General features: G+C 60.6%; 17 protein-coding genes. 8 read left to right on the top strand and 9 right to left on the bottom strand.

What is annotated here, in order from left to right; genetic code table 11:
- Window positions 1-142: 142 nt before the first annotated feature.
- Window positions 143-1,051 carry a diacylglycerol/lipid kinase family protein gene (locus tag AGR7B_RS04805; RefSeq protein WP_078054235.1) on the bottom strand — a complete coding sequence of 303 codons (909 nt, stop codon included), beginning with the start codon at window positions 1,049-1,051 and terminating at the stop codon, window positions 143-145.
- Window positions 1,052-1,286: 235 nt separating this feature from the next.
- On the opposite strand from AGR7B_RS04805, the gene AGR7B_RS04800 reads away from it, so the two are divergent.
- Window positions 1,287-2,531 (top strand): MFS transporter, encoded by a 1,245-nt coding sequence (locus AGR7B_RS04800; RefSeq protein WP_078054307.1) that lies wholly within the window; start codon window positions 1,287-1,289, stop codon window positions 2,529-2,531.
- A gap of 248 nt (window positions 2,532-2,779) precedes the next feature.
- Window positions 2,780-4,156, top strand: coding sequence for a magnesium transporter (gene mgtE, locus AGR7B_RS04795; RefSeq protein ID WP_078054236.1), 1,377 nt, complete (start codon window positions 2,780-2,782; stop codon window positions 4,154-4,156).
- 68 nt (window positions 4,157-4,224) lie between these two features.
- On the opposite strand, the gene AGR7B_RS04790 is transcribed toward mgtE, so the two are convergent.
- A complete protein-coding gene (locus tag AGR7B_RS04790) occupies window positions 4,225-5,061 on the bottom strand; it encodes an undecaprenyl-diphosphate phosphatase (protein WP_078054237.1) in 837 nt (278 codons plus the stop codon).
- A gap of 120 nt (window positions 5,062-5,181) precedes the next feature.
- A complete protein-coding gene (locus tag AGR7B_RS04785) occupies window positions 5,182-5,571 on the bottom strand; it encodes a winged helix-turn-helix transcriptional regulator (protein WP_078054238.1) in 390 nt (129 codons plus the stop codon).
- Between the two features lie 103 nt (window positions 5,572-5,674).
- Between AGR7B_RS04785 and AGR7B_RS04780 the strand changes: the two genes are divergently transcribed.
- Window positions 5,675-6,691 carry a zinc-binding alcohol dehydrogenase family protein gene (locus tag AGR7B_RS04780; protein ID WP_080856158.1) on the top strand — a complete coding sequence of 339 codons (1,017 nt, stop codon included), beginning with the start codon at window positions 5,675-5,677 and terminating at the stop codon, window positions 6,689-6,691.
- Between the two features lie 87 nt (window positions 6,692-6,778).
- Here the strand turns inward: AGR7B_RS04780 and AGR7B_RS04775 are convergent, their stop codons facing one another.
- The 3 genes from AGR7B_RS04775 to AGR7B_RS04765 form a co-directional block, all read right to left on the bottom strand.
- On the bottom strand, window positions 6,779-7,519 hold the full coding sequence (locus AGR7B_RS04775) for a pentapeptide repeat-containing protein (protein WP_078054240.1): 741 nt from the start codon (window positions 7,517-7,519) through the stop codon (window positions 6,779-6,781).
- Window positions 7,520-7,972: 453 nt separating this feature from the next.
- Window positions 7,973-9,637 carry an electron transfer flavoprotein-ubiquinone oxidoreductase gene (locus AGR7B_RS04770; RefSeq protein ID WP_080856155.1) on the bottom strand — a complete coding sequence of 555 codons (1,665 nt, stop codon included), beginning with the start codon at window positions 9,635-9,637 and terminating at the stop codon, window positions 7,973-7,975.
- A gap of 439 nt (window positions 9,638-10,076) precedes the next feature.
- Window positions 10,077-10,790, bottom strand: a complete 714-nt coding sequence (locus tag AGR7B_RS04765; RefSeq protein WP_065654157.1) for a DNA helicase — start codon at window positions 10,788-10,790, stop codon at window positions 10,077-10,079.
- Between the two features lie 253 nt (window positions 10,791-11,043).
- On the opposite strand from AGR7B_RS04765, the gene AGR7B_RS04760 reads away from it, so the two are divergent.
- On the top strand, window positions 11,044-11,856 hold the full coding sequence (locus tag AGR7B_RS04760) for a hypothetical protein (protein WP_233282658.1): 813 nt from the start codon (window positions 11,044-11,046) through the stop codon (window positions 11,854-11,856).
- 57 nt (window positions 11,857-11,913) lie between these two features.
- On the opposite strand, the gene AGR7B_RS04755 is transcribed toward AGR7B_RS04760, so the two are convergent.
- On the bottom strand, window positions 11,914-12,834 hold the full coding sequence (locus tag AGR7B_RS04755; RefSeq protein WP_080856153.1) for a cation diffusion facilitator family transporter: 921 nt from the start codon (window positions 12,832-12,834) through the stop codon (window positions 11,914-11,916).
- Window positions 12,835-13,015: 181 nt separating this feature from the next.
- On the opposite strand from AGR7B_RS04755, the gene AGR7B_RS04750 reads away from it, so the two are divergent.
- Window positions 13,016-13,804 (top strand): SDR family oxidoreductase, encoded by a 789-nt coding sequence (locus AGR7B_RS04750; protein WP_080856149.1) that lies wholly within the window; start codon window positions 13,016-13,018, stop codon window positions 13,802-13,804.
- A gap of 22 nt (window positions 13,805-13,826) precedes the next feature.
- On the opposite strand, the gene AGR7B_RS04745 is transcribed toward AGR7B_RS04750, so the two are convergent.
- Window positions 13,827-14,798 carry a sensor domain-containing diguanylate cyclase gene (locus AGR7B_RS04745; RefSeq protein WP_162934052.1) on the bottom strand — a complete coding sequence of 324 codons (972 nt, stop codon included), beginning with the start codon at window positions 14,796-14,798 and terminating at the stop codon, window positions 13,827-13,829.
- 305 nt (window positions 14,799-15,103) lie between these two features.
- On the opposite strand from AGR7B_RS04745, the gene AGR7B_RS04740 reads away from it, so the two are divergent.
- From AGR7B_RS04740 to AGR7B_RS04725, 3 genes are all read left to right on the top strand, one after another.
- Window positions 15,104-16,402 carry an Hsp70 family protein gene (locus AGR7B_RS04740; protein ID WP_080856989.1) on the top strand — a complete coding sequence of 433 codons (1,299 nt, stop codon included), beginning with the start codon at window positions 15,104-15,106 and terminating at the stop codon, window positions 16,400-16,402.
- Between the two features lie 43 nt (window positions 16,403-16,445).
- Entirely contained in the window at window positions 16,446-17,345 is a 900-nt protein-coding gene (locus AGR7B_RS04735) for a uracil-DNA glycosylase (RefSeq protein ID WP_078054244.1), read from the top strand.
- Between the two features lie 151 nt (window positions 17,346-17,496).
- The gene (locus tag AGR7B_RS04725) at window positions 17,497-17,688 is read left to right on the top strand and encodes a hypothetical protein (RefSeq protein ID WP_003509784.1); all 192 of its coding nucleotides are present in this window, start codon (window positions 17,497-17,499) and stop codon (window positions 17,686-17,688) included.
- Between the two features lie 256 nt (window positions 17,689-17,944).
- Here AGR7B_RS04725 and AGR7B_RS04720 read toward each other — a convergent pair whose 3' ends face one another.
- The gene (locus AGR7B_RS04720) at window positions 17,945-18,880 is read right to left on the bottom strand and encodes a DMT family transporter (RefSeq protein WP_059753763.1); all 936 of its coding nucleotides are present in this window, start codon (window positions 18,878-18,880) and stop codon (window positions 17,945-17,947) included.
- Window positions 18,881-19,071 lie beyond the last annotated feature (191 nt).

The raw sequence follows: 19,071 nt of genomic DNA, 5'->3' as shown, positions 1-19,071 counted from the left end.
CACTCCCATAAAGGCAACGGCGCTCACGCCACCGCGCCCGCCGAACATGGCCGGGCGGCTTCGATTTGGCAAGGCTGGCGTTTTTTAGGGGTATGGAAGCTAGATTGCCGGTGGGATAACACTCAAGTCACATGCGGTTGCGTTATGCGAAGAACGACCGACCCACCAGCACCTTCAATTCGCCGGCATGGACTTCGAGCGCCACATCCCGCTCCATCGGCAGCAATTCGCCATCGATGACGCAGCGCAGGTCATGGCGTCTCTTCGGAAAATGCAGTTCCACATCCGTCACGGTCATGGCGGTCACGGCGGCGTTTTCTTTCAGCCTGCCGCGCAGAATGTCGAAAGCGAGCTTCGCGACACCGGAAGGACGCAACGGGTCGGTGAGATAAAAGCCGAGATGGCCGCCCGAGACATTATCCGCCACCAGCAGCGAGCTCTGACCGAATTCATTGTTGGAGACGGAAATGGCCGAGACCTTGCGATGCTGCGTTTCGCCGTTGACGGTATATTCCACTTCGAAGACCGGCGGATTGAGGATGACGTTGATGGCGGCGCGGATGCTTGCCTTGATCTTGCCGAGGCGGGAGGCAAAAGCGAGATTGTTGCGATAGCGCACCATGCGCGAATGCAGGCCCGCGGAAAACTGGTGGACGAAGAGGCGGCCATTGGCGCTTGCGATGTCGACACTGGCAATCTCGCCATTCGCCAGCATCTCCAGCACCTGCCGAATATCGAGCGGCAGCTTCAGCGAGCGGGCAAAGAGGTTCATGGTGCCGGCCGGAACGATGCCGAGCGCGATGCCGTGTTTCCAGGCGATGGCGGCTGCTGCGGAAATCGTGCCGTCACCGCCGCCGGCAATGATGCCTTCAATGCCCGGCTCATCGGCGGCGCGCTCCATTTCCTCGACGATATCCTTTCCGGAGACCAGACGGCAATCGATGGCGTGGCCGGCGCGGGCGAAGACCTCGCGGGCATGGTCGCAATAGGCCTCCATGTCGGTGGTGCGAAACGTGCCGCCGTCACGATTGAAAATTGCAATGAGCTTCATGTTTCCAACCCGATCCAGTGAGGCAGCCGCGCGTAAATGCCTGACCCTATATAGGGTTCCGAACACCATCGCGTGAAGATGCTCTTTTGCCGAGAATCGCTCTACCGCAACGCATCATTTCATGTTAGGGATCACTTAAGGTCATTTTCATGACCGCGCATCTCCAGTCAGGGCAGACCGCTCCCATACGGTCTTGCCCTTTTTTCTGTGGGCCCTTCCCGCTTTTCAGGTCACGATGAGCCAGTCGAATATGTCCGAAGCCCGCCTTGGCGCGGAGAATGAAACCGTTTACACGGACGCTCCTGCCGTGGCCCTCTCCCCGCTTGCCATCGCGCTCATCGAACTGGCGCTTGCCGCCGGCGGCTTCGGCATCGGCACCGGCGAATTCGCCATCATGGGCCTGCTTCCCGACGTCGCCACCACCTATGGCGTCACCGTTCCGCAGGCGGGTTATGTCATCACGGCCTATGCGCTCGGCGTCGTCATCGGCGCGCCGATCATCGCGGTTCTCGCCGCGCGCATGACGCGCCGCACGCTGCTTCTCGGCCTGATGGGGCTTTTTGCGGCCGGTAATATCTTGAGCGCCGTCGCGCCGGATTTCCTGAGCTTCACCGTTCTGCGCTTCATCACCGGCCTGCCGCATGGGGCTTATTTCGGGGTTGCGGCGCTGGTGGCGGCCTCCATGGCGCCGATCCACAAGCGCGCCCGCGCCGTTGGCCGCGTCATGCTCGGCCTCACCATCGCCACCCTGCTCGGCACGCCGCTCGCCACCTTCTTCGGCCAGCTGCTGTCCTGGCGCGCGGCCTTCATGCTGGTCGGCGGCATCGCGCTTCTGACGGTGGCCCTGCTCTGGTTTTTCCAGCCGCGTGACAGGGTGGAGGAAGGCGCCAGCGTATGGCGTGAACTCGGCGCTTTCCGCCGCGTGCAGGTGTGGCTGACGCTCGCCATCGCCGCCGTCGGCTTCGGCGGCATGTTCTCGGTCTTCAGCTATATCGCCAAGACCACCACCGATGTGGCGATGATGCCGGTTTCCACCGTCTCCATGGTGCTGGCGCTGTTCGGCATCGGCATGAATGTCGGCAATGTAGTCGGCTCGCGGCTGGCCGATATCTCGCTCAACGGCACGATTGGCGGCATGCTCGCCTTCAACGTGCTTGTCATGACCGTGTTCGGCATGACGGCGGACAATCCTTTCATGCTCTGCCTCTGCGTCTTCCTGATCGGCTGCGGTTTCGCCGCCTGTCCGGCCGTGCAGACGCGGCTGATGGATGTGGCGCAGGATGCGCAGACGCTGGCCGCCGCCTCCAACCATTCCGCCTTCAACATCGCCAATGCGCTCGGCGCCTGGCTCGGCGGCCTCGTCATCGCCATGGGTTTCGGTTACGCCTCCACTGGTTATGTCGGCGCGGTTCTTTCCCTTCTCGGGCTTGGCGTTTTCCTTGTTTCCGTCACCGTCGAACGGCGCGAAAAGGCGGCCTGAGCCGGCCCTATCGCAGCTTACGGAAATTTCACAATCGGGTGCTTGACTCTTTTCGGTTTCAGGCGCAACACGGCCTTACGCGCAGGCCAATCAGCACGGCGCGGATTTCAACGGAGCATCATTGGATGTCTAGCGACAGTAGCAGTCGATTGCCTTTGCCGAGACCGGCGAACGTGAACTGATCCGACCTCTGTCGGCTCACCACCGCGTTCGCCGTGATCGGCGAATCGACGGAAAGGTGAGCAATCATGAACTTCCACAACCTCTCCCAGAGGGCCAGCAAGGCCGCACGTCTTCTTCGTAGCGGAAACGCCGGTTCCTCCACCACCATTGCCGAACGCGTCGAGCACCTCAACACGCTGGATGTCGCCGAGGCCGTAACCGCCCTCCTCGCCATGCCGCAGGCAAAGGCCGTCGCCATTCTCGACCGGCCAGAACTGCATGGCGCCGCCGCCATAATCGCCCATATTCCTGTCGAACAGGCCGCCCGCCTCGTCAATCTGATGTCTGACGACCGCGTTGCCGACGTCATGGCGGAAATGGCCGAAGAGCCGCGCGCAAAGCTGTTTTCCCGGCTGGACCGCACGACGGCGCTCTCCATCCAGCACCTGATGGGTTATCCGCCGCGTACCGCCGGCTCGATCATGACCACGGAATTCGTCAGCGTGCCGGACAATTGGACGGTGGAACAGACCCTTTCGCACATCCGCGTCGTCGAGCGGTCGCGTGAAACGGTCTATGCCATCTATGTGCTGGCTGAGGACGGAACGCTTTCCACCGTCGTGACGCTACGTCGCCTGCTGACCGGCGAAGCTGGCGCCTCCATCCTCTCCGTCGCATCGAAGGAAGGCATCGTCTGCGCCAGCCCCTTGATGTCGCAGGAGGATGTCGCCCGGTTGATCCGCAAGCACGACCTTCTGGCGCTTCCCGTCGTCGATGACCGTTCGCATATCCTCGGCATCGTCACCGTCGATGACGTGATCGACACCATGATCGCCGACACGACGGAAGACGCCCACAAGTTCGGTGGTATGGAGGCGCTCGGCAAGCCCTATATGACGATCGGCTTTCCGGACATGATCCGCAAGCGCGCCGGTTGGCTCGCAGCGCTCTTCCTCGGTGAAATGCTGACGGCCAGCGCCATGCAGCATTTCGAGGGCGAGCTGGAAAAGGCCGTGGTGCTGACGCTGTTCATTCCGCTCATCATGTCGTCGGGCGGCAACTCCGGTTCGCAGGCCACCTCGCTCATCATCCGGGCGCTGGCGCTTGGCGAACTCAAGCTTTCCGACTGGTGGCGGGTGCTGCTGCGGGAAATCCCGACGGGCCTGACGCTCGGCTGCATTCTGGGCGCCATCGGCTTCCTGCGCCTGAGCCTCTGGCAGCAGGCCGGTTTTTACGACTATGGCGAACACTGGCTGCTGGTCGGCGCCACCGTTTTCGCAGCCCTCGTCGGCATCGTCACCTTCGGTTCGCTCGCCGGCTCCATGCTGCCCTTCGTGCTGCAGCGCCTGCGGCTCGATCCCGCCAGCGCCTCGGCCCCCTTCGTCGCGACGCTGGTGGATGTCAGCGGGCTCATCATCTACTTCTCGGTGGCGCTGGTGATCCTCAGCGGTACGTTGCTCTAAAGACGAAAGGCCCGCTCGGAAGAGCGGGCCTTTTCATTTGCGGTGGGGAAAAGCGAACAGCCCTACCCTCAGCCACCGGCATTGATGACGCCCGTTCCCAGCAGTCCAAGCAAAATAACGCCAATGACCACGCGGTACCAGACGAAGGGCATGTAGCTCTTGGTGGAGACGACCTTGAGAAAGACGACGATCACGGCATAACCGACAACGAAGGCGATCAGGGTCGCGAGCCCCGTCGGGCCCCAACCGACTGGATTGTCTTCGCCGATGCTTTTGAAGAGCTGGTAAAAGCCGGAACCGAAGACGGCGGGAACGGCGAGCAGGAAGGAATAACGTGCGGCCGCCTCGCGGGTATAGCCTAAAAGCAGGCCGGCGCTGATGGTGCCGCCCGAGCGCGAAACGCCGGGGATGAGCGCCATGGCCTGCGCGAAACCGAACAGGATACCGTCTCGCCAGATAAGCTGGTTCAGCTTGTAACGCTTCTCACCGATTTTATCGGCAACGCCGAGAACGATGCCGAAGACGATCAGCATCACGGCGGTGATGTAAAGGTTGCGCAGCGAGTGCTCGATGGCATCCTTGAAGAACAGGCCAAGAAAGACGATCGGCACGGAACCAATGATGATGAGCCAGCCGAGCCGGGCATCGGCCTTGTTATACTCGCCGAGGCGAAAGTTCTGCCGGAGCCAGGCGATGGCAATGCGCATGATATCCGACCAGAAATAAACCAGCACGGCCGCTTCGGTGCCGATCTGCGTAATCGCGGTGAAGGCGGCTCCCGGATCCGCGCCGGAGGGCAGGAACTCCCCGGCGATCCTCAGATGCGCGCTTGAAGAAATCGGAAGAAATTCCGTAAGCCCTTGCAAAAAGCCGAGAAATGCGGCCTCCAACCAACCGATGCTCATGTGTCCTGGTGTCCCTGCTGCGAATCGAGATCGCAGCATTATGCATCAATCGGGGCAAATACATGTTGCATCGCACCATGAAAAAGGCGCACGGAGGGGTGCGCTTTTACCTGTGATTTTTCAGGCGGCCTTTTCCTTCGCCTCGGGAAGGCGGGTATATTTCGCGCCGTTCCTGCACACGACATGCGCGTCGCCCCAGCTTTTTAGCGCCGAAATCACCGGTATCATCGTCTCGCCGAGCGGCGTCAGCGCATAGTCCACGCGCGGCGGCACCACCGGGAAGACGGTGCGGGAAATCAGGCCGGCCTCTTCCAGTTCGCGCAGCTGCTTGGTCAGCATGCGCTGGGTGACACTCGGAATATGGCGGCGCAGCTCGTTGAAGCGCAGCGTGCCCTCATTGATGAGGTGATACAGGATCACGCCCTTCCATTTGCCATCGAGGAAACTTAAGGCCGATTCCACCGGGCAGCCGGGAAAGTTGCCGGTGAGCTTGGCGCGCGGTCGCGACATCACAGTATCCTTTTTGTATGTATCATCACAAAATGTGCATTCTTGCGATCGATGTTCATATGTATCAAGTAAGAGGCACGCAAACAAGCAAAGGAGACTGCTCATGCGCGCCATCGGTTACAGGACCAGCCAGCCCATCACCGTGAAAGACGCCCTCATCGATATCGACCTGCCCCAGCCGGAAGCGAAGGGGCATGATATTCTCGTGGAAGTGAAGGCCGTTTCGGTGAACCCCGTCGATACCAAGGTGCGCCGCAATCAGTCGCCGGAAAACGGCGAACCCCGCGTGCTCGGCTTCGATGCGGCGGGCGTGGTAAAGGCCGTCGGCGACAAGGTCTCGCTGTTCAAACCGGGCGACGAGGTGTTTTACGCCGGTGTCATCAACCGCCCCGGCTCCAACAGCGAGTTCCATCTGGTCGATGAACGCATCGTCGGCGCAAAGCCAAGGTCCCTGAATTTCGAGGAAGCCGCCGCCCTGCCGCTCACCGCCATCACCGCTTACGAGACACTGTTCGACCGGCTGCGGGTGAAGGAGCCGGTTCCGGGCGCGGCCAACGCCATTCTGGTCATCGGCGGCGCGGGCGGCGTCGGCTCCATCGCCGTCCAGCTTCTGCGGGCGCTGACCGATCTCACCGTCATTGCGACCGCTTCACGGCCCGAGACGATTGCGTGGGTGAAGGAACTCGGCGCGCATCACGTCATCGATCACAGCAAGCCGATCGCCCCGCAGGTGGAGGCGCTCGGTCTCGGTGCGCCGGGCTTTGTCTTCTCCACCACCCATAGCGACATTCATGCCGCCGACAGCGTGGCGACCATTGCGCCGCAGGGCCGTTTCGCGCTGATCGACGATCCGGCCGGCGGTTTCGACGTCATGGCCTTCAAGCGCAAATGCGTATCGATCCATTGGGAAATGATGTTCGCCCGCGCGGTTTTTCAGACGCCTGACATGATCGAACAGCACAGGCTGCTCAACCACGTGGCGGAACTGGTCGATGCCGGCAAGATCAAGACGACGCTGACCGAGGTTTTCGGCACCATCAATGCCGCAAATCTCATCAAGGCGCATGCGCTGATCGAGAGCAACAGGGCCAAGGGCAAGATCGTGCTTTCGGGCTTCTGATCGAAGGTGAGGCGTCCGCATCGCGGACGCTTCTCTTCCGCTTATGGAGATGTTTGGGCCGAGCGCAAAAACGCCCGGCTATTCCTGTCAATCGTCGTCCGGATCTTCCGGGCACGGCCAGGAGGCCGGCGCGGTGAGGCCGTTCGGCAATTTGGTCTTGGCGTCGCCGCAGGCAATGTCGATCTGTTTCTGATCAAGGCCGGTGGCAGCGGAAAGATCGACCCCTTCGATCCTCGTCAGCAGCAGGAATGCGCTGGTGAAATCCACCGGACCGCCGAGCTTGGCGCCGCCGAAACGGGCTCGCGACAGATTGGTCAGGGAGAATTTCGAGCCGTTCAGCGTCGCGCCCTCGAAATCGGCGCGGCCGAGTTCGGCCTTGGTGAAATCCGTGCCGTCCAGCTTGGTGTTTTCGAATTTGGTCCGCTGCATTTCGGCATTGACGAATTTGGCGTTGGTGGCGTCGGCGGCGGAAAAATCGCTGCGATAGGCTTCCACCTTGGTCAAATTGGCACCCTGCAGGTTCGCCTCGCCAAGGGCCGTGCGGATAAGCTTGGCCTTCTCGAGATTGGCGCCCTTCAGCGATGAACCGCGCAGGTCGGTATAGGTGAAATCCGTGCCGTAAAGCATTGCCGAATCGAGATTGCTGCCGCCCAGCATCAGCAGACGCTTGTTGCATTCGCGCCAGTCGATGCCGGCCATGGCGTCGGTACGGCAGCTTGCGGCCACCAGCGGACCGCCGCTGAAAGAAACCGCAATCATCGCAAGCGCCGCCACACCGGCAACGAATCCTGTCTTCCGCACGATATTCAGCCTTTGAAAGCCGGACATTCCTTCACTCCCTGCCGTCGGGCGACGGTACCTAGGACCATATGCACATTCAAGGCGTTACCGCATCGCTGAACCACAATCCACGGGCCACGCGACCACGCAACACCCCAACATCCTATATGTAGGAAATCGAAGAGCAATCCACAAATACTGACGGGGAGACGGGCTGTGAACGCCGCTCTCTCATCCCGGGCTAGACACGGCAACCGTTAACGACGCGTCTGCTTCGCGGGAAATTGGCCCTTCGATCAGAGGTCTGCTCGTTCCACAAATGTCGTCCCTCTCGGCCGTATGACACAATGGCTGAGAGTGATTGCGAGCGGTCTTCCCACGCTCGGCATCATCCTCGGGGCCGTCCCGAGGACCTATCCACGTATCGTGAAATCAATCCGTTGCAGATGCTCGGGACAGGCCCGAGCATGACGGAAGAGAAGGCTTCGGCCGTAATCGCCATCACATATTGGCGTAAACCGGCCCCTCGCCGCCCTGCGGCGGCACCCAGTTGATGTTCTGGTTGGGGTCCTTGATGTCGCAGGTCTTGCAGTGCACGCAGTTCTGGGCGTTGATGACGTAGACTTCTTCGCCGTCCTTCTCCACCCATTCGTAAACGCCGGCCGGACAATAACGCGTCGAAGGGCCGGCAAAGACGTCGTGCTCGGACGATTTCTGCAGCGCCATGTCCTTCACCTGAAGATGCACCGGCTGGTCTTCCTCATGGTTGGTGGAGGACAGGAACACCGAGGAGAGGCGGTCGAAGGTCAACACACCATCCGGTTTCGGATAGGCGATCGGCTTATGCTTTGCGGCCGGCTCAAGGCTCTCCGCATCCGTCTTGCCATGCTTCAGCGTGCCGAAGACGGAGAAGCCGAAGATCTGGTTGGTCCACATGTCGAGACCGCCGAGACCAACACCGATGAGCGTGCCGAATTTCGACCACAGCGGCTTGACGTTTCTGACCCGCTTCAGATCCTTGCCGATATCGCCGTCGCGCCATTCGGCCTCGATCTCCGCCACCTCGTCATGGGCGCGGCCGGCGGAAATCGCTGCGGCGATCTTTTCCGCTGCCAGCATGCCCGACAGCACCGCATTATGGCTGCCCTTGATGCGCGGCACATTGACGAAACCGGCGGAACAGCCGATCAGCGCGCCGCCGGGGAAGGTGAGCTTCGGCACCGACTGGTAGCCGCCTTCGGTAATGGCGCGCGCGCCATAGGAAATGCGCTTGCCGCCCTCGAAGGTCTCACGGATGGCCGGATGCGTCTTGAAGCGCTGGAATTCCTCGAAGGGATAAAGATAGGGGTTCTTGTAGTTGAGGTGCACCACGAAGCCGACGGCGACGAGGTTATCTTCGAGATGATAGAGGAAGGAACCGCCGCCCGTCTTGAAACCGAGCGGCCAGCCGAAGGAATGCTGCACGAGACCCTGTTTGTGCTTCTCCGGCTTCACCTGCCAGAGTTCCTTGATGCCGATGCCGAATTTCTGCGGCTCGCGATCCCGGGACAAATCGAATTTGGAAATCAGCTGCTTGGCGAGCGAACCGCGCACGCCTTCGCCGATCAGCACGTATTTGCCGTGCAGCTCCATGCCGCGGGTGAAGTTCGGGCCCGGCTCGCCGTTCTTTTCGATGCCCATATCGCCGGTGGCGACACCGATCACCGCACCCTCATCGTTATAGAGCACTTCGGTTGCGGCAAAGCCCGGATAGATCTCGACGCCGAGCCCTTCCGCCTTTTCCGCCAGCCAGCGACAGACCAGCCCGAGCGAGACGATGTAATTGCCGTGATTGTTCATCAGCGGTGGCATCATGAAATTCGGCAGGCGGATGGAGCCGGCCGGGCCGAGAAACAGGAACTGGTCGTCCTTGACCTCGGTCTTGAAGGGATGCCCCTCCTCTTCGCGCCAGCCCGGCAGCAGCCTGTCGATGCCGATCGGATCGACCACCGCGCCGGAGAGAATATGCGCGCCGACTTCGGCTCCCTTTTCGAGAACGACGACCGAAAGCTCCGGCTCCACCTGCTTCAGCCGGATCGCGGCGGCAAGGCCCGCAGGACCCGCGCCAACGATCACAACGTCGAATTCCATCGCTTCGCGTTCGGGCAGTTCCATCGCTTCCGTCATCTCATCCTCTCCGCATCGCCGGTCCCATCCGGCTGTTGTTATATCCGCTTTCCGGCATTCCCGGCGCATCGCCTGCGCCGGTCAAAAAGCCATCCGCGACACCGCATCCACCAGCGCCTGTCTTCGCAAAGCAGGACGCCTTTGTCGAGCTTCTATAGCGGCAAAACATGTCGCACGCCAGTCAATTGTCAGACAACCTGATGATTGCTTTATTACTTTTACGTTCACGTAAATAAAAGAATAGGAGTGACGCGCACGGGCGTCAAGGGTTGTTAAAGCCGGATACTGAAGAAGGCGGCAAGGCTGTGGCGGCCCTATTTCCGCAGTTGCTTGGCGTTTTCCGCTGTCTTCTCACGCGGTTTCAGGCACGTGTCCGCGCTATGCCGAAACCAGATTTCAGGAGAGTGACTGCCGCGACCCGTCAAGTCGCGGCAGGCAATCAGGTGACGTCCTGAAGCTGCGCTTCGCCGTCGTGGAGGAAGCACGCCCTGTTAAAAAGGCCGAGATCGACGAAGTTCGGAAGGCGAATATCGCGAATGTCGGGAAGCCGCTTGCTTTCCGGATCGAACGATCTGTCGATTTGCGAAATGAAGCCCAGAACGCAACCTGTCCGTCGCGCAAAATCACCGAGGGCTCGTAGCTGCTCGGAAAGAACGGGCTTGCTCCGCTGTTGATCCAGCGCCTGGAGATAGTCGATCACCGCGACTGTTCCCGGTCGCGACCCCGACATCCGATCGATGATGTAGTCCGCACTAATTTCATCGGAAGTGACAATCTGAACTTGGTTGGCGAAGCCTTCATTCTCTTTTTCAAGCGATTGGAGATATTTTCCCGCCTGTTTTTCGGTCAATTCCAAGGTAAACAGAAACGCCTCGCGGCCGTCCCGGGCCGCATCGATCAGAAGCTGAAGACCAAGCATGGTCTTGCCCTGCCCGGGTCGGCCAGCGAGCAGTAAAAGGTCGCCGGCATCGAGGCGGGAAAGCACCGTTTCGGAAAGTGGCCTGGAAGACATTCGGGACGACAGCATGCTCCACCTTGCAAAGCCCTCTTCTTGCGCGATCTGATCCAGCGCTTCATTCAGCGGAACATCATTGTTTCGCGCCATCAGCTTTGCACGGCGTTTAAGCTGAAACATCGGTGCAGAAAGTTTCATCAAAGACCTCCATCGCGAGCCGAAACGCAACCCCTCCTCATGCGATGCTCGAACAGATGGTTCGATGATTTGGCGTCACCCTGCATGTGCGATGCTTTCCCGAAAGGAGGGGGGAGGCTTGGGTCTAGCCTGTGGTTGAAAGCTAGCGGGTTGCGCGATTCGCAGCAAGGGGCGCAAGCCGTTCGGCAGGTCGTCGGAATTGCTACCTGACGTTGCGCTCGAGTTGCGGGCGCCATAAAACCTGTCATGCACCGTGAAAAAGAACGTCAGTTCAATTGAGGAGAACGCCACCTTGAAGCGATTGATTCCAGCGCTGTTGTTATTGTCGTGGTTTGGCGCGATGCCCTTGGTGGCAAAGGCCGATGTCTCTTCCGCCAATCAAAACGAATCGGCCGCAGCATTTCAGGGCCTCGACACGCTCGCGCGGGAAACGCGCGCGCAGGGGGATTTACCGCGATTGTCCAACCCCGCTCATGCGAAGGTGCTGGACCGGCTCTGGAATGTGGAGGGGACCCTTGGCAGGCAGCCATACCGGTCCGCCGATGTTCCAGCGCTCATTGCCATCGGCGCGAATGCGGGCGCCGTTCTTAAAACCTATGCACTGTTTACCCCACAGAACGGCAGCCTTCCGGACACAGCGGCAAATACGTTCAAATACCAGGACGAAATCGCACGCGCCGGAGCCTATCTATTACATGTCCACGCGGCTCAGCTGGAGGCGATTACCGATTTTGTCGCTGTGCTTCCTGCCGATCAGATGAACAAGGCGCGTCGCGATGGCCTGCGCCAGATGCGCCTTGGCATCATGGAGCAGTTTACCGGATTGACCCTTATGCTGCGCTCACCGAATCTGCGATCCGAGAACCGGCTCATTTTGCTGAACGCCCTCAATGCCAGCGCCATTCCCGTGGTCGCCGCGACCTCCCTTGCCGACCGAACCGCCATGGCCACCCAGATCGACACGATTTTGCCGGAACTGTCCGGGCTTGAACACGACAAGGCGCAGGCGCTGAAATCGCTCTTCATGAACCAGAATTGCGACGGGCTTTGCGCTATGGATCAGTAGCAGTTCATACCCGGTTGACGCAAAGGGGCTGCAACCCTGCCCCTCAGACCTCCCCACTCAAACCGCCCATTCCTCATCCGTCGTGAACACGATCGTCAGCCAGCGGTCGCTCCCCTCGCCGCCCAGCGCATCGCCGATCTCGTCGCGGATCGCGTCCCATTCTTCCAGATGCCGGGGCGGCCAGTTTTTCGGGACGATGAAAAAGAGTTCGATCTGACGGCCGCGGCCGACGCGGGCGACATAGGAATAGTGCGAGGAGAAACCGAATTTCTCCACCGTCTCGGCCGCCACCCGGTCCACATGCTGCTTGAATTCCAGCGGGGTGACCAAAAGAATATCCGCCAGCGCCTGTTTCACATTGCCGAGCGGCATGGGGATGATGACGAGGCAGACCAGCGCCAGCACGGCCGGGTCGATGTAGGGTGCGAGCCATGCCTGCGCCGTTCCCGTGAGCCCGTAACCCACGGCGAAGGCGACGAAGAGCGCCATGCTCAGAAGCGCGCTCATCAGCCAGCTTTTGGCGTCCAGCGCCACGAAGGCGGATTTCAGCCGGCGGTTCTGCCGTTTGACGAACCATGCCATGGCGAGCGAGACGGCGAAGCTGACGAAGGTGACGACAATGGCGTAATCGAACTCGATCGATCTGCCGCCATCCATCAGGCTGTCGACGACATTGATGAGGGCGTAGATCGCCGCCCCCATCAGGAGGGTGCCGTTAAGCCCGAGCACCATCGGCTCCAGATGCCAGAAGCCCATGGTGAAACGCTCCACCAGCCGACCGCCGGGTTTGGGCGCGGCGGAAGCGGCGATCAGCCGCGCGACAAGCAGCGCCAGCACCGTCATGAAAGCATCCGTCAGCGCATAGACACCATCGAAAACCACGGCGAAGGAGCCGGAGAACAGGCCTGCGCCGATGCCGAAGAGCGCCAGGAGAACCGTGACGGCAATGGAGAATTTGAGCAGGGATTGTTCTGTCATGACGTGTCTTTACCTTCAAACCGGACGCTACCTTGCTCGAAGCGTTTTCCCTTTTCCTTGAATCGAGAAAACCCTCTAACTCTTTGTTTTGTAGCATTTCCGGGCGGAAAACCGGGGTCCACTTTTCCTGGAAATACTCTATAAACAGCACATTGAGCACTCACAAGACAGGACAAAACCCATGGATCTCGGCATTTCCGGCAAACGCGCCCTCGTTCTCGCCTCCTCTCGCGGCCTTGGGCTGGGCATTGCCACCGCGCTGGCGAAAGAAGGCGCACATGTCCTTCTTGTCGGCAGAAGCGGCGAAAAGCTGGAGGCGAATTGCAAGGCGATCAATGCGCTCGGCAAAGGCAAGGCCGACTGGGTCTGGGGCGATCTGGCCGAGGACAATTTCGTCGAGGCCATGGTTCAGGCCGTCAGGGAAAAGCTCGGCGGCATCGATATTCTCGTCAACAACACCGGCGGCCCGACGCCGGGCCTTGCGCAGGAAATGACGTCCGACAAGCTGGATACCTTCTTCCAGTCGATGGTGCTGCGCGTCATCACGCTCACCAATGCGCTTTTACCGCAGATGAAGGAACAGGGTTTCGGCCGCATCCTGACCGTCGCTTCCTCCGGCGTATTCGAGCCGATCGCCAATCTGGCGCTGTCCAATACGCTGCGCGGCGCACTGGTCGGCTGGAGCAAGACGCTGTCCTCCGAAGTGGCCGGTTTCGGCATCACCTCCAACCTGCTGCTGCCCGGCCGTATCCACACCGACCGCATCGATGAACTCGATGGCGCCAACGCCAAGCGTCTGGGCAAAAGCGTCGAGGAAATTCGCGAGGCTTCCGTCAAGAGCATTCCGGCCGGTCGTCTCGGGACGGTGGAGGAATTTGCCGCCGCTGGCGCTTTCCTCTGCTCGGTGCCGGCAAGCTACATCACCGGCACGATGCTCAGGGTAGATGGCGGCGCGGCGAAGTCGAATTAAGGCCACAGAGCTACGAATCCGGTCAGGAAGCCGCTCCGTAGATCACGTAACGGTTCCGGCCGGTATTCTTGGCCTCGTAGAGGGCGGTATCGGCGCGGCGCAGGACATCGCTTGCGCTCTCGCCCGGATTTGCAAAGGCAATGCCCGCCGAGCAGCTGTATCGGAAACCGGGCATGTCTGCGAGCGGTGAGGCCTGCGCCAGTGATGACAGCACTTCCTGCATGACCGCCTCAACGCCCAAAACGCGCGAACCGGCGAGCATCAGCAGGAACTCCTCACCGCCGATCCGCCCCACGAGATCGTCGCGGGCGACCGCAGCAGAAAGTCGGGCGGCGAAGTCCTTGAGAACCAGATCGCCGCAGGCATGGCCAAATCGGTCGTTCACCGACTTGAAGTGGTCTATGTCCATGATGATGACGGCAAGGGCCTCGGCCTTGTTGGGGCCAAGCCTGTGATTGAGAATATCCATGACGTAGCGACGGTTGCCGAGGCCGGTCAACTCGTCGCTCAGGGCGAATTTCAGCGCCCTGTCCCGCTCCTGGCGAAGATCGCGCAGCTCAACACCGAGTTCGGAAATATCGGTGACGACGCAAAGCATCCAGCCGCCCGGCAGCGTCGTCTCGGTCGTCAGCATCCAGCGCCCGTCATTGAGGCTGGTTTCAATGGTGCGATACGGCAGCTTACCGCGCCTCGTTCCCGCCGAGCGCAGCCATAATTCGAAATCGGCGGTCTCGACGGCCGTGCCGGTGGAGTTGCGGTAACCGATGCGCATCAGATCGGCCCATGTCGGAAATTCGTCCGGCCCGATGCCGAGCGCCATGCGGAACGCCGCGTTGGCGAAACGCAGTTCATCTTCGCCGTCGAAAAGGGCATAACCCTGCTGGGACGCCGCCATCAGGTCCATGAGATGGCGGTTGAAGCTCTCCGCATCGCCGCGGGCGTTTTGTGCCGGCGACACGTCTTCGAGGGTGGAACGGGCCGGCTTTCGGGACATCGGGGCTCCGCGTCTGCAAACACAACAAATACAAAAATAAATCTGCTCTTTAACGCTATAGTTCAGCCTTATACTCGCTTTATGCGAAAAAATATTTAATGCCGGCGGCATGACGGCCTTCCAGCCATGGTGATTACTTCATGCAATTTTCACAATAAACCCGGGTGCAGGCGCTTGCCATTCCGTCAGCCCTGTGCAATCAACCGCCCTCCTCTGACATCGGGGTGCCAAAGGCATCCCTTATTTTCACGCCGGGCCGCCTTTCAGGCCGGGCGGGTGTTTCTATCGGCAACAAGGATATGGCGATGACGCAAAAGCGGGCTCTCGGCCTCGATTTCGGCACGACCAACACGGTCATGGCTCTTTCCGACGCGGGCGGTGCCAGCCGTTCCATGCGCTTCACCAGCAGCGCGGGCACGGATGATAGCATGCGCACGGCGCTCTCCTTCATGAAGGATGCCGGCCTTGGTGCGGCCGCCCTGCATGTGGAAGCCGGCCATGCCGCCATCCGGCAATTCATCGACAATGCCGGCGACTGCCGTTTCCTGCAGTCGATCAAGACATTTGCGGCCTCGCCGCTGTTTCAGGGCACGCTGATCTTCGCCAAGCGCCAGAGCTTCGAGGATCTGATGGACGTGTTCCTGCGCAAGCTGAAGACCTATGCGGGCGAGGAATGGCCGGGGGATGTCTCCACCGTCATCGCCGGCCGGCCGGTGCGTTTCGCCGGCAGCAATCCGGATGAAACGCTGGCGCTCGCCCGTTACAACGAGGCGCTCACCCGCGCCGGTTTCCCGGAAATCCACTATGTCTACGAGCCGGTGGCAGCCGCCTATTATTTCGCCCAGAGCCTGAAGAAGGACGCCAATGTGCTGGTGGCGGATTTCGGCGGCGGCACGACGGACTATTCGCTGATCCGTTTCGAGACCCATGCCGGCAAGCTTTCCGCCACCCCCATCGGCCATTCCGGCGTCGGCGTGGCGGGCGATCATTTCGACTTCCGCATGATCGACAATCTGGTCTCGCCGGAAATCGGCAAGGGCAGCAAGTTCAAGAGCTTCGACAAGGTGCTGGACGTACCCTCCGGCTATTACGTGAATTTCGGCCGCTGGAACCAGCTGTCGATCTTCAAGACCTCGAAGGAGTTCACCGACCTGAAATCGCTGGTGCGCTCGGCGCTGGAGCCGGAAAAGCTCGAACTCTTCATCGATCTGGTCGAACATGACGAGGGTTATCCGCTCTATCAGGCGATTTCCGCCACCAAGATGGCGCTCTCCTCGGCGGAAGAAGCGGAATTCAACTTTGCACCATTGGGCAAGGCCGGCCGCAAGATGGTGAAGCGCAGCGATTTCAACAATTGGATCGCCGAAGACCTCGCCAAGATAGAAGAAGCGCTCGACGAGGTTCTGGAAAAAACGAAAGTCTCGCCCGAAGCCATCGACAAGGTGTTCCTGACTGGCGGCACCTCCTTCGTGCCGGCGGTTCGGGAGCTTTTCACCCGCCGTTTCGACGCCGACCGCATCGAAAGCGGCGGCGAGTTGCTCTCGATTGCCCATGGTCTGGCCATGATCGGCGAAAGCGGCGACATTCAGCGCTGGACAGTGTGATTTGCGGGTTTCCCGGGCGGGGAACATGGGGTAATTTCCGCCCATGATCGCCGCTCACGACCTCTCCCCGGCCGAACTCGCCGCCCTCCTGCATTTCCATGCGGATGCGGGCGTGGACTGGCTGCTGGAAGACCAGCCGGTCGATCGTTTCGCCGAATTTGCCGCCGCCCGCCCGGCCCGATCCGCGCCTGCGCAGGAGGCCGCAGCAGCTTCACGCCAGATGGAAAGGCCGGCGGACCGCCGTGCCGATGCGCCTCAGCGGCAGGCGGCGACGCGCAGCGCCCCGGCGCGCGGCGCACCGGCGGCTCCCGCCATTCAGCAGAATGTCGCCATGCCGGACGAGCAGGCGGTGGCGGCGGCGCGTTTTGCGGCCGAAAGCGCGCGGTCGCTTGCCGAGCTGAAAACCGCGCTCGACGGTTTCAGCGGCTGCAACCTCAAGAACAGCGCGCGCAATACGATCTTTACCGAAGGCGACCCCGCTTCCGCCATCATGGTCATCGGCCCGATGCCGGATGCCGATGACGACCGCGAGGGCCTGCCCTTCGCCGGCAAGGCCGGGCTGTTGCTCGACCGAATGCTGGCAGCCATCGGGCTTGAGCGCAGTACCATCATGCTCGGCAATGTCGTGCCGTGGCGGCCGCCGGGCAACCGCCCGCCGACTCAGGCCGAAATGGATATCTGCCGGCCCTTCATCGAGCGTCAGATCGCCCTTGCGGAGCCAAAACACCTGTTGCTTCTCGGCAACTTTACCGCACGTTTCTTCTTTGGCGGCACCGGCACCATCCATACGCTGCGCGGACAGTGGCGTGATGTCGCAGCCGGACACCTGATTTTGCCGGCTTTGGCCAGCCTGCATCCGCAGGAACTTTTGAATGCGCCGGCCAGCAAGTCATTGGCATGGCAGGATTTATTGGCTTTTCAGGCAAAGATTGCCGAAGGCTGATTGCCTTACTCTTGCTCAATGTAAATGAAATATGAAAAAAGCCATGCACAATGCGCATAACAGCGGCGCATTTGCTCAGCTTGCCGAATCCATGCTGCGCTGCGATATAGGCCCCATGTCTTGGGAGGAATAGGTTTAAGGAACCAAGGCAATGACCACTCGCTTCCGTCCGGTCCATTCCGGCTTTGAAACGCTCCGCCTGGCGGGCCTCGGCCCTCGCTCCAGTCAGGGCTACCATCGTTTCGGCGCAGCCGCAAACGAACAGATGACCGCACGCGCTGCCATGCAGCAGGTCCGCGTGACGCGTCCCTCGGCAGTCTTCGCGGATTTCCGCGAGCGCTGAGAAGCACTCAGGCCAGTCTAGCGCTGGTCCACAGATATGATTGCGCGCTGGCGTTTTTCTTCGGGAAGGCGCCTTTTGCTTTTGCGGTTTTTACGATCATAAGTCTCCGTCATGCCGGACCTGATCCGGCATCCAGCCAGCCCAAGTCCTTGGGCTGAAAGAACTCTTTTCGCCGCGCGGACGCGCGTCGGCTGGATCCGGGCTCAAGGCCGGGATGACGGAAGCGGTTGCCATGAAACACCGGCAATAACATCTCTCACCCCTGCGGCGTCGAGGCCTTGCGGGCCGCCCGTCTTGCCAGGCCCAGCTGATGCTCGCGAAAGATGATGAAGATGCCGGCGAGGATAACGATCGCCGTGCCGATCAGCATCGTCACCGTGGGAATATCTCCGAACAGAATGTAGGAGACCGCGATGCCGAAGATGATGGAGCTGTATTCGAAGGGCGCGATGACGGAGACTTCGGCGTGCCGATAACTCTCCGTCAGGAAGATTTGCGCAACCCCGCCGCAGATGCCGCTGGTGATCAGCAGCATGGCCTGCGTCATGCTCAGCGCGCTCCAGCCGAAAGGCACGCTGACGAGCGACAGCAGCGTGGCGGTGAGCGAAAAATAAAGCACGATGGTCGGCGTCTTTTCCGTCTCCACCAGTTGCCGCACCTGGATCATCGCCAGACCGCCGAGCGCCGCACCGCACAATACGGCAATGGCCCCCAGCCCCTCACCCGCGGCAAAACCGCCTTCCCTCAGAAGCGTCATCTTCGGCCAGAGAATCACCAGCACGCCAGTCATGCCGACGAAGACTGCGCTCCAGCGATAGATGCGCACCTTTTCATGCAGGATGACGGCGGCAAAAACGACCGCGAGAAGCGGCGAGGCATAACCGATGGCGATGAATTCCGGCAGCGGCAGCATGGTGAGCCCGTAAAAGCCGCAGGCCATGGACAGGATGCCCAGAAACCCGCGCTTGAAATGGCCGAAAAGATTATTGGTGTGCAGCGCGCTGGTCAGCGCATGCAGCCACGCCAGATAAACGACAATCGGGAGAATGGCGAAAGCGGAACGGAAGAAGGTGATCTGGCCGGCAGGCACATCGCCTGCGGCCTTGATACAGGTCTGCATGACAAGAAAAAAGCCGACCGAAATCAGCTTCAGGCTAATCCCGCGAAAGGGATTCATCGGTTCGGCGTTCATTGGCAACTACTCATATCGGCTGCGCAAACACGCCATCGGGAGATTTTTCATGCGGGGAGGACGACGCAGGGGAATTGGAATTGCGCAAGGCTAGAGCATTCCTCCGGCGCTTTACAACAAAAAATGTAATTTACCCGTGAATTCCGTCGATTTGGGGAGGGATTGTTTTCGCGGCTGCGGAAATGATGCAA

Origin of the sequence: Agrobacterium deltaense RV3, assembly GCF_900013505.1 — a bacterium.
Lineage (GTDB): Bacteria > Pseudomonadota > Alphaproteobacteria > Rhizobiales > Rhizobiaceae > Agrobacterium > Agrobacterium leguminum.
The sequence above is the reverse complement of the archived record's forward strand: the minus strand, read 5'-3'. Positions and strand labels throughout refer to the sequence as shown.

Excerpts from the sequence above, each read along its gene's own strand:
- AGR7B_RS04805 (WP_078054235.1), bottom strand. The coding sequence starts at position 1,051 with ATGAAGCTCATTGCAATTTTCAATCGTGACGGCGGCACGTTTCGCACC.
- AGR7B_RS04800 (WP_078054307.1), top strand. The coding sequence starts at position 1,287 with ATGAGCCAGTCGAATATGTCCGAAGCCCGCCTTGGCGCGGAGAATGAA.
- mgtE (WP_078054236.1), top strand. The coding sequence starts at position 2,780 with ATGAACTTCCACAACCTCTCCCAGAGGGCCAGCAAGGCCGCACGTCTT.
- AGR7B_RS04790 (WP_078054237.1), bottom strand. The coding sequence starts at position 5,061 with ATGAGCATCGGTTGGTTGGAGGCCGCATTTCTCGGCTTTTTGCAAGGG.
- AGR7B_RS04785 (WP_078054238.1), bottom strand. The coding sequence starts at position 5,571 with ATGTCGCGACCGCGCGCCAAGCTCACCGGCAACTTTCCCGGCTGCCCG.
- AGR7B_RS04780 (WP_080856158.1), top strand. The coding sequence starts at position 5,675 with ATGCGCGCCATCGGTTACAGGACCAGCCAGCCCATCACCGTGAAAGAC.
- AGR7B_RS04775 (WP_078054240.1), bottom strand. The coding sequence starts at position 7,519 with ATGTCCGGCTTTCAAAGGCTGAATATCGTGCGGAAGACAGGATTCGTT.
- AGR7B_RS04770 (WP_080856155.1), bottom strand. The coding sequence starts at position 9,637 with ATGACGGAAGCGATGGAACTGCCCGAACGCGAAGCGATGGAATTCGAC.
- AGR7B_RS04765 (WP_065654157.1), bottom strand. The coding sequence starts at position 10,790 with ATGAAACTTTCTGCACCGATGTTTCAGCTTAAACGCCGTGCAAAGCTG.
- AGR7B_RS04755 (WP_080856153.1), bottom strand. The coding sequence starts at position 12,834 with ATGACAGAACAATCCCTGCTCAAATTCTCCATTGCCGTCACGGTTCTC.
- AGR7B_RS04750 (WP_080856149.1), top strand. The coding sequence starts at position 13,016 with ATGGATCTCGGCATTTCCGGCAAACGCGCCCTCGTTCTCGCCTCCTCT.
- AGR7B_RS04745 (WP_162934052.1), bottom strand. The coding sequence starts at position 14,798 with ATGTCCCGAAAGCCGGCCCGTTCCACCCTCGAAGACGTGTCGCCGGCA.
- AGR7B_RS04740 (WP_080856989.1), top strand. The coding sequence starts at position 15,104 with ATGACGCAAAAGCGGGCTCTCGGCCTCGATTTCGGCACGACCAACACG.
- AGR7B_RS04735 (WP_078054244.1), top strand. The coding sequence starts at position 16,446 with ATGATCGCCGCTCACGACCTCTCCCCGGCCGAACTCGCCGCCCTCCTG.
- AGR7B_RS04725 (WP_003509784.1), top strand. The coding sequence starts at position 17,497 with ATGACCACTCGCTTCCGTCCGGTCCATTCCGGCTTTGAAACGCTCCGC.
- AGR7B_RS04720 (WP_059753763.1), bottom strand. The coding sequence starts at position 18,880 with ATGAACGCCGAACCGATGAATCCCTTTCGCGGGATTAGCCTGAAGCTG.